The following is a 3,352-nucleotide window of genomic DNA, read 5'->3' as shown; positions in this document are numbered from 1 at the left end:
GGAACCCTTATAGAGAAAGGCATTTAGCGATTTTTGTCAATTGTTTTTATCTAGAGCGAACTAATCAATTAAGTCTCTTGCCAGATAAGGATTTAGTCGATTTATGCCCCCCTATCGAACCATAACAAGTAACGAAGAGCCGGATAAACTAAGCCTTTTTATTAACAGTGAGCCTCTTGCATAATTAATTTTTCAGGGTTCAAAAACGGCAAAAATAATGGTTAAATTGCCTAACATCTGTAAAGAGACCATTTAATTGATTATATTGATTCTTAATTCTCCTGACTACTGACTACTGACTACTGACTCCTAACCCTAACAACAATTTTTGATTTTTACAAGAGGTCTAGTATAAACCCACTGATTATGATTTTTTCTGGCCACGATTTTTTTAGAAGCAACCAAAGATTTTAGACAAAGATTGAGCATAGAAACGGGACGATTTAAGCGTTGGCTCAATTCTTGAACTGTGATTCCTTGGGGATAAACTTGCATAAGTTCAAAAATTTGTGCGCTAGTATTTAATCCTTTTGTGGGACTAATAATCTTGATAGCCAAGGCTAGTAATCGGGAGAAACGACAGGCCATTAGACCCTTGTTTGTCGCTGCTTTGTTCCGCTCGATCTAGCCTTTTTTTCGAGAATTTATCAGGGTTTCAAGTGCTAATAAAACCCTGACGTAAATCGAGATTAATTTGTTCCCATAATCTCTTGAATAGCAGATAAAAGGCGATCAATCTCCCCATCGGTTCCGATAGAAATCCGCACATAATTCTGAATGCGAGGATGTTTAAAGTATCGCACTAATATCTGACGCTCTTTCAGTTGATTATATAACTCACTGGCACTAATCTGGGGGGGAGAAGCGAGGATAAAATTAGCTTCCGAGTCAAAAACAATAAATCCCAACTCGCGCAGAGAAGTAATTAAACGGCCGCGGGTTTGACGGACTTTTTGCCAAACTTGCTCAAAATAATTATGGTGTTTTAAGGATGCTGTGGCTAAAGTTTGAGCAATGCGATCTAAATTATAGGAATCACGCACCTTATCCATCTGTTCGATAATTGCCCTCGAAGCAAAACCGAAACCGACTCTTAACCCCGCTAAACTATAACTTTTCGACATGGTACGACTAATGATGACATTATCGTAACGGGAGAGAAAATCGAGATGATTGTCATCACTAAAATCCACATAAGCTTCATCAATTAATACCACTCCCGACGCATTAGCACAGGTTGCTTCTAAATAGTCGCGATCAAGATGTTTACCGAGGGGAGGATTAGGAGAAGCCAGAAAAATTAATTTAGCTTCCGGACAAATAATCGGTCCTTCCAATGCAAATTTATCATTAGTGGGAAATTCGATAATATTTGCCCCGTGTACCCGGGCAATTGTCTCGTAAAGGGAATAGGTTAAATCTAAAAAAGCGACGCTTTCGCAAGGGTTAACAAAAGTTCGCAGGGCGATATTGAGGATATCATCGGAGCCATTACCCGCGATTATCTGATCGGCTGCTATGCCGTATAATTCCGCCGCCGTTTGCCGTAACTCTTTGGAGATAGGATCGGGATAGAGTCGGACTTTCTCTAATTGCTCTGGCAGGTGGGAAAAAATTTCCGCCGGTGGGGGATAGGGATTCTCATTGGTGTTAAGTTTGGTAAATCCCGCGCTTTGGGGCTGTTCTCCCGGAGTGTAAGCGGGGGTTTGACGAACACAATCGCGTGTAGGTAGCATGGACTCTCTGGGGCGGCAATTTCTAGCAAGCTTTCCATTGTAACAAATTCTCGCCGATGATCGGGGGTTGAATCGATGTCAACCCCTACCGGTAAAACTAATTAAGGTTGGCTGAATAAATCTAAAAACCTTGTTGGATAATATCTTTAGGCTTTTTTGAAATCAAAAAGTGCCAGCGATTGGAGTGATTGGGGGGAAAATTCAGGGACTTTTTCCCTAAAAATTAGGTAATTGACTCCCTGAAAATGGGTAAAACCCCACACCCCACACCCCACACCCCACACCCTGCCACCAGGAAAAACTTTTCAGCAAACCCTAATTAAGGTTCTACCCAACGGCCATCGGCTTTAATTAAATTAATCAACTCGCTTACACCTTCATTTTCGGGGACGCGTTTAATTTCCTGGCGACCGCGATAAAGGGAGATATAACCGGCCTGTTTCCCCACATAACCATAGTCTGCGTCGGCCATTTCTCCCGGTCCATTGACAATACAACCCATAACGGCGATATCGAGTCCGGTGAGGTGTTGAGTCGCTGCCCGCACTTGCTGCAGGACATCTTCTAAATTAAAAAGAGTGCGACCACAGGAAGGACAGGCAACGTATTCGACCATGGTTTTCCGCAGTCCCAGGGCCTGGAGGATACTGTAACAGACGGGAATTTCCTTTTCGGGAGCTTCCGTCAGAGAAACGCGAATCGTATCACCAATACCGTCCGCTAAGAGAGTGGCAATCCCGGCAGTGGATTTAATTCGTCCGTATTCCCCATCTCCTGCCTCAGTAACCCCCAAATGCAGGGGATAATCCATACCTAACTCGTCCATGCGCTTAACCATGAGACGATAGGCGGCCACCATCACCGGCACGCGGGAAGCTTTCAGGGAAATGACCAGATTGCGAAAATCGAGGGATTCGCAGATGCGGATAAATTCTAAAGCCGACTGTACCATTCCTTCGGGGGTGTCGCCGTAGGTAAAGAGCATTCTTTCGGCCAGAGAACCGTGGTTAACGCCGATTCGCATCGCTTTACCTTGATCTCGCAGGGAAACTACTAAAGGTTTCAGGGTTTCGGCGATTTTTTCGCCAATTTCATCAAATTCTGCTTGACTGTACTCGCTGCGGTCGGCTTTCGGTTTCTCGAAAACGTACAAACCGGGGTTAATCCGCACTTTATCGACGTGCTTGGCCACTTCTAGGGCGATTTTCATGCCGTTGTGATGTACATCGGCTACTAACGGCACGGGTTGATAGGTGGTCAGCAGTTTTTCCCTAATTTTAGCTAAAGCGGTGGCGTGAACCAGACTCGGCACGGTGACGCGGACAATTTCACAACCGATTTCATGGAGGCGACGGATACCAGCCACGGAACCATCTATATCAAGGGTATCCTCGTTAATCATCGACTGCACGACCACGGGATAACCACCACCGATGGTAACGCTACCTACCCTGACGGGACGGGTTTTACGTCGGTGAATCGTGGTGTCGAATTCGGAGGCAGTTGCGGGAGGGTTGAGCGTCGATTCCAAGGTTTGCATAGGACTATCACCAACAATCACTCTCCCTATTCTCTCAAAGAACAGGAACAGATTCTAGCCACTCTAATAAAATTGG

Annotated in this window: 3 protein-coding genes; all 3 read right to left on the bottom strand. The window is 44.8% G+C overall.

What is annotated here, in order from left to right; genetic code table 11:
* Positions 1 to 315 precede the first annotated feature (315 nt).
* Positions 316 to 588, bottom strand: coding sequence for a hypothetical protein (locus PX482_RS14775; RefSeq protein ID WP_002763859.1), 273 nt, complete (start codon positions 586 to 588; stop codon positions 316 to 318).
* Positions 589 to 689: 101 nt separating this feature from the next.
* Positions 690 to 1,736: a histidinol-phosphate transaminase gene (gene hisC / locus PX482_RS14770; protein ID WP_288095079.1), complete on the bottom strand. Its 1,047-nt coding sequence runs from the start codon at positions 1,734 to 1,736 to the stop codon at positions 690 to 692.
* A gap of 319 nt (positions 1,737 to 2,055) precedes the next feature.
* A complete protein-coding gene (ispG, locus tag PX482_RS14765; RefSeq protein ID WP_288057182.1) occupies positions 2,056 to 3,276 on the bottom strand; it encodes a (E)-4-hydroxy-3-methylbut-2-enyl-diphosphate synthase in 1,221 nt (406 codons plus the stop codon).
* Positions 3,277 to 3,352 lie beyond the last annotated feature (76 nt).

Source organism: Microcystis sp. M53602_WE12 (genome assembly GCF_030065455.1).
GTDB classification, from domain to species: Bacteria; Cyanobacteriota; Cyanobacteriia; order Cyanobacteriales; family Microcystaceae; genus Microcystis; species Microcystis aeruginosa.
This window is presented reverse-complemented; position numbering and strand designations above follow the sequence as displayed.